The organism is Bartonella sp. AP88XZML (assembly GCF_042195565.1).
Classification (GTDB): Bacteria; Pseudomonadota; Alphaproteobacteria; order Rhizobiales; family Rhizobiaceae; genus Bartonella.
In genome coordinates, this window is the sequence record NZ_JBHIOQ010000036.1 from 1 (window position 1) to 6550 (window position 6550).

The following is a 6550-nucleotide window of genomic DNA, read 5'->3' on the forward strand; positions in this document are numbered from 1 at the left end:
CAAGTTCTCGATGCCCTGCTTGCTCATGATGAGAATTTTAGTAAAACGCTTAATCAGATGAATTTAGGACAAGATGTAAGCTCTATTTTAGAAATTGTAACAGTTTCTCAAAATATGGATTTAGAGAATGTCACCACGGTTGTTGATGATATCCCGCTTCAAGCAAGACCAGAGCATGCAAGCGCAAGCAATGTCTCTCCAATCCGTAAATCGCTTTCCATGCATAATGGACAAACAAGCTTCAACTTTATAGCGGCATTCCCTCGCGCTCTTAAAACGGTTTTGATTAAAAGATCAACCCTTTCTGATTATTGGGGCATATGGGCGAACAATGTTGCTGAGATTGCTCAAAACCATATCAATCATCTTAAAGATATTCTTTCTGATGAGAAAGGCAAAGCGCGGTGTGCTTTTGATGCGTTTCATAAGGAATTAAAGAGCAATTTAAACGACAGTATTACGCAAGAGGAAGCCCTTGAGATGTTAGGACAACATCTTGTGACNAACAGATAGGCTTGGCATTGTTTATACCCCCGTTGAGGTTGTCGATTTTATCATTCATTCTGTTGATGATGTGTTACGTAATGAATTTGGCAAAAGCTTAGGTTCACGGGGTGTTTCTATTCTTGACCCTTTCACGGGAACAGGTACTTTTATCACACGGCTTTTACAATCCAATCTCATCAAACCAGAGGATATGGAATATAAGTTCCGTCATGATATTCATGCCAATGAAATTGTTTTGCTTGCCTATTACATAGCAGCGATTAACATAGAATCGACGTATCATAGTATCATGAAAGGTGAATATATCCCTTTCAAGCATATTGGTTTGACTGATACGTTTCGGATGCTTGAAGAGAAGAACCTTCTGCAAAAATTATTCAAAGAAAACAGTGAATATTTAGAGCATCAAAAGAAACTGGATATTAAAGTTATCTTTGGCAATCCCCCTTATTCAACAGGTCAAAAAAGCGAAAATGATAATAATGCAAATGTAGAATATGAAATACTTGATAGAAGTATCCAAAATACGTATGCACTTAAATCTCAAGCAACATTAAAAAGAAATCTCTATGATAGCTATATTAGAGCGATTAGGTGGGCAAGTAATCGCTTAAGTTCCCAAGGTGGTATTGTAGCTTATATTTCTGGAAATGGATGGGTAGATAAAGCATTTGCTGATGGCATGCGAAAATGCTTACGAAATGAATATTCTTCTATTTATATCATTAATCTTCGTGGTGATATTCGAAAAAATATAAAATCAAAAGAGCTATCAAAGGAAGGAGGCAATGTGTTTGGTTCTGGAAGCCAAAATGGAATAGCTGTAACGATTTTTGTGCGCAACCCAAATAAAAAACAACCTTGTGAGATTTACTATCACGACATTGGTGATAATCTTTCTACCGAAAAAAAACTTGAGATGCTTCAAGACTTTGGTAATGTTGGTGGCATCACAAATAAATCAGGTTGGAAAATAATTACACCGGATGAACATGGTGACTGGATTCATCAACGTGATAACAATTTCAAAACATTTTTAGCTATAGGCGATAAGAAGGGATGTCATTTCAGACTATTTGAAACGTTTTCTCTTGGAATTGTAACCAATCGTGATGCTTGGACGTATAACTCAAGCCATGAAACTTTAAAGAAGAACATGAGTAATATGATTGCCTTCTATAACAGTGAAGTGGGACGATTTAATGAAGCTTATACACATGCTAACCGCAAGATACGTACAAAGGCTGTAAATAATTTCGTTGATACAGATGAGAGAAAGATAAGTTGGAGCTATAATGTTAAACAAGAATTAGTAAGAGGAAAAATTTCTGAATTTGAAAATATATGCCTCACGCAAAGTCTTTATCGTCCTTTTACGAAACAATGGCTATACTACAACCGTACTTTTAATGAGAGAGTCTATCAAATGCCGCGGATATTCCCTATGGGAAAAGCTGTTGAAAATAAGGTAATACAAATTACAGGTACCGGAACTCAAGCAGGTTTTTCTGTTTTGATGAGTAAGAATCTTCCCAATCTTGATGCATTGGATAAAGGTCAATGCTTTCCAAGATATTTTTACGAAAACACTAGGATCTCAAAAGGTAAAAGTAAGCAACAATCCCATTTATTTGCGAATTCTATAGAAGACAGCAAAACAGCTGGTTTACAGAGGCATGATGCCATTACTGATGAAGGTCTAGACCATTTTAAAGCCGCTTATCCTAATGAAGCCATAACAAAAGATGATTTGTTCTATTACGTTTATGGAATTTTACATTCGGAAGATTACCGTGCTCGTTATGCTCATAATTTATGCAAAGAATTGCCTCGTATCCCTTGTGTAAAGAGTGCTGATGATTTTTGGAAATTTGTAACAGCAGGGCGTGAACTGGGTCATTTGCACGTGAATTATGAAGATGTAGAGCCTTATCCAGTGACCTTTAAAAAGGGTAATCCAAAACAGACAGAAATCTCTAATCCCGAAAAATTCTATTATGTAACTGAAATGAAATTTGCAAAAATTAAGAATAGTAAGGAAAAGGATAAATCGACTGTTATCTACAATAGCAATATTACCATAACAGATATCCCTCTTGAAGCTTATGAGTATATCGTCAATGGTAGACCTGCTCTTGAATGGGTTATGGGGCGTCAATGTGTAAAGACTGATAAAAAGAGCGGTATTGTTAATGATGCTAATCGCTATGCTATTGAAACCGTTGGCAACCCTGCTTATCCATTGGAATTGTTTCAAAGGGTTATTACCGTAAGTTTAGAAACAATGAAAATCGTTAAGAACTTACCAAAATTGGTATTAAGAGAAACTGAATAACTTATAAAGCATGCTCACATAATGGGTATGATAAACGCATAAGGGGTATAAGGTCTTATACCTATAGGTTCTATACCCCTTTATACATTGCTTACATACAATCTTTAAAAGGATAATTTATCATTGCGTTATTCTAAAAAGAAAAAACTTGCACTTTTAGATACTCTCATTTGGATTGCTTTAAGACTTTTAAGAAACCCACTCTTAAAGTGAATTAGATTTTTTTACATTGCCTTTAAGAGGTTATACCGTAATCTAAAATGAGTGCTTTATTGTTTTCAAAAGCTTTGTTTAAAGAGAGTTATATGTATTCATTTTGCTTATAGGTTTTGAAGGTGTAAAAACCGTCAAAACCCCCTCAAAACCTATATTATTAGTTGAATTTATAGGTTGTGTTATCAATATGGGTTGTTTTTTTAAGATCTCTAAAATGCTAATGTATTGAAATATAATAACTTTTATTTTTCTATTTTAAAAAAATATATAACGGGAGGTAAAAGGAACCCTCAAAATACTCAAAACTCATAACCATAATGGTCTTGATACATTTCGTATGAGTTACAAGCTATCTTTTGAAAGGCTTTAAGGATCATACGCTTTTTATAAAGCACGTTGTAATCATTCTCTAAATCATAAGGTTATCATTCAAAAGAACTAATAAAATTCATAAAAAGGATTTTGATAACGTAATCAGTTTTTACTTTCATACGCTTTTCATAAGACACGTTTTAATCACTCACTAAAATGATCACTTTTGTCGGTTCAATTTACTGACACATAACTGACATATATATATTATTAATTGTATTTAAGGTTGTACTTTCGATATGGGTTGTATTTTAAAATGTTAACATATTGATATATAATAACTTTTATTTTTTCTCATTAAAAAGAATAATAGAGGGTCTAAAAAGAACTGACAAAACTGACACAACTGACAAAAGCCTATTAAAAAGGATTTTGCTAATCTTTATAATTATCGATCTCTCTTTAGATGTTTTCATAACAGTCTATAAATTATAATTATCCTATTTATCGTTTCTCTTATGAAAATGAAAAATGATGCCATGGTTATAAAGAATGCGTAAAAACAGCAAGGTTTTATAATCATAATGCAAATGAAAGCATTGGTTATAAAGACCATCTCTATAAAAAGCTGTTAAGTTGCAAATGTGTTATAAACAAAATTCACAAAAAAATTAAAAACCATTTAGTAAAAAATCTGATAGGTTATAAAGATAAAAAAACGCATTATGAGAGCGTTTCTAAATATTATAAATGTATAGATTCAAAAAAGAAGCCAATCGTTTCATAAATCCCATAATATAGCCTTAAAAGCACATAAATATAAAAGAAGCTATTCATAAGCATAAGATATTATAAATACACAACGTATTTTAAAAATACAAAAAAATATTAAAAAAGATAAAATATTATTTGACAATAAATACGTATTTTGGTATATAAATAATCAAGTGATCAAAACACTTGTGATTAGCGGATAGATTACGAAACAATCTTTCCAAAGCTTTTAAAAACTGGCTATCTTTTATGCTTTTGTTAGTATATGAGAATTTTGTCGGGTGTGGTTATGCCATACAATACCCATTTATGGGAAAAGCATACAACGGACTAATCACCGTGTTTTGAACGCCCGACGCCCTTTATAGGGTGTCAATTTCAAAACAATTTTGATTAGAAAGAATTTAAAATGAAAAATTCTCAAAATACAATTTCCTCTAACATTTCAAATGAAACCGCATCTGTTAATCAACAAGAGCCTGTAAAAAAATATGAACTTACTAATGAAAACCGCGTTGTTAACGGTATGACTTTACACCGCATTAAAGCTTTAAAAGATTTTGATGATGTTAAGGCTGGCGACCTCGGCGGCTTTATTAAAGATGAGAGTGATCTGTCTCATAAAGGCAATTGCTGGGTTTATGATGATGCTATGGTTATCCAAGCAAGCGTTTCCGAAAATGCTAAAATACGCAATAATGCTTGTGTTGTGAATTATGCTAGGGTTTATGGTAATGCCGTGATTAGTGATAAGGCATGGATTTTGAGTGATAAAGCACGTGTTTATGACAATGCAATCATTAATGGCAATGCAAAAATTGGTGGCTATGTTTTTGGCAATGCCGTTGTGAGTGATAATGCCGTTATTACTGAAGGGGCTCTTATTTACGATAATGCCCGTGTATATGAAAATGCTCATGTGAGTGGGCTTGTGTTTAATGATGCCCATGTCTACGGTAAATCACGCCTTGCTCCGTGGTCAAAAGCTTATGGCAATGCTCATGTTTTTGATAAAGCTATAGTTTATGATGGGAGCAATATTTATGACAATGCCAAGGTTTTTGGCTCGGCGCGTGTTGGTCCTTTTGCAAAAATTCATGATAATGCTCATGTGAGTGGCAAAGCACAAATTTGCCAATTTACAACGATTTATGGCAATGCTGTGCTTAAAGAAAATAAGAAATTTTCTGAAGATGTCTGTGGTTTTGATCAGAATATAAATAACGCTGCGTAAATAACGCGCGGTCGCGGGCGGGGGCGCCCCTCTTTAAAACATCTCATTTTAAAATTTAAATCTCTTTATAAAGGAATTGTGCTATGCAAAAAAAGTTTGCACTCACAAATGAAACGCGTGTAATTAGTAATCAAATTCTTTATCGCATTAAAGCTTTAAAAGACTTTTCTGATGTCAAGGCTGGCGATTTAGGCGGTTTTGTTGAAAAGGAAGATAACCTATCGCATTATGACAATTGCTGGGTCTATGATGATGCTTGTGTTTATAATAATGCCTATGTTTCTGATAATGCTAAAGTCTTAAATAAAGCTTATGTTTTCGATAATGCAAAAATTGAAGGCTATGCACAAGTTTATGATAATGCCGTGGTTTATGACAATGCTAGGGTTGCTGATCATGCCGTGGTTTTTGGAAGAACTTATGTTTACGGTTATGCCTGCGTTTTGAATCATGCTGAAGTATCTGACAGGGCTGTTATAAAAGGTCATGCTAAAATCTATGATGATGCTTTACTGACTGGCTATGCGCAAGCTTATGGCAATGCAAAGATTTTTGACAATGCTCAAGTTTGGTTTTTTGCTATAGTTGGTGATGATGCTTGTATTTATGAGAATGCAAAAATTACAGGCTATACATACATTTGTGATCAAGTGAGTGTTTTTGGCAATTCATATATAGATACAAAAAAATTAAATGGTCATATTAAAATTTGTGATCAAATCATAAGAGACGCTGCTTAAATAACAGCGCGGGGCGCGGCGGGGGCGCCTGCTTTCCAATCAAATTTTCCTAACCGTTTAACACATATCTATTATGTGAGGGTATCTCTATGTCTCAAAAATACGAATTAACCAGTGAAATCAAAAAAATCAAACATGCTCTTACTCGAAATATTATAAATCTTTATCGCATTAAAGCTTTAAAAGATTTTGATGATGTTAAGACGGGGGATTTAGGGGGCTTTATTGAAAAGGAAGCTAATCTATCCCATGATGGCAATTGCTGGGTTTATGATAAAGCTTGTGTGTATGGCTATGCCGTCGTTTCTGAAAATGCAAAAATACGGCATTTTTCTCAAGTTTGTGGTCAAATCTATGGGAATTGTGAAATCTATGGCAAGGCTTTCATCTCTCAATACGCAAAAATTTATGACCATGCTTGTGTCTATGGCA

2 protein-coding genes and 2 pseudogenes are annotated in these 6550 nt (G+C 33.9%); all 4 read left to right on the plus strand.

Features of this window, described 5'->3' with window-relative positions; translation table 11 throughout:
* Positions 1 to 2842 (plus strand): annotated as a pseudogene (locus ACFIK2_RS04155) (type ISP restriction/modification enzyme); the annotation flags it as partial.
* 1711 nt (positions 2843 to 4553) lie between these two features.
* Positions 4554 to 5378 carry a hypothetical protein gene (locus tag ACFIK2_RS04160; RefSeq protein ID WP_375676914.1) on the plus strand — a complete coding sequence of 275 codons (825 nt, stop codon included), beginning with the start codon at positions 4554 to 4556 and terminating at the stop codon, positions 5376 to 5378.
* Between the two features lie 83 nt (positions 5379 to 5461).
* Positions 5462 to 6118 (plus strand): hypothetical protein, encoded by a 657-nt coding sequence (locus tag ACFIK2_RS04165; protein ID WP_375676915.1) that lies wholly within the window; start codon positions 5462 to 5464, stop codon positions 6116 to 6118.
* An 89-nt stretch (positions 6119 to 6207) separates the two neighbouring features.
* Positions 6208 to 6550 (plus strand): annotated as a pseudogene (locus ACFIK2_RS04170) (hypothetical protein); the annotation flags it as partial.

Bases quoted from the DNA above. Each gene is read 5' to 3' on its own strand.
- ACFIK2_RS04160 (WP_375676914.1), top strand. From the start codon at position 4,554: ATGAAAAATTCTCAAAATACAATTTCCTCTAACATTTCAAATGAAACC.
- ACFIK2_RS04165 (WP_375676915.1), top strand. From the start codon at position 5,462: ATGCAAAAAAAGTTTGCACTCACAAATGAAACGCGTGTAATTAGTAAT.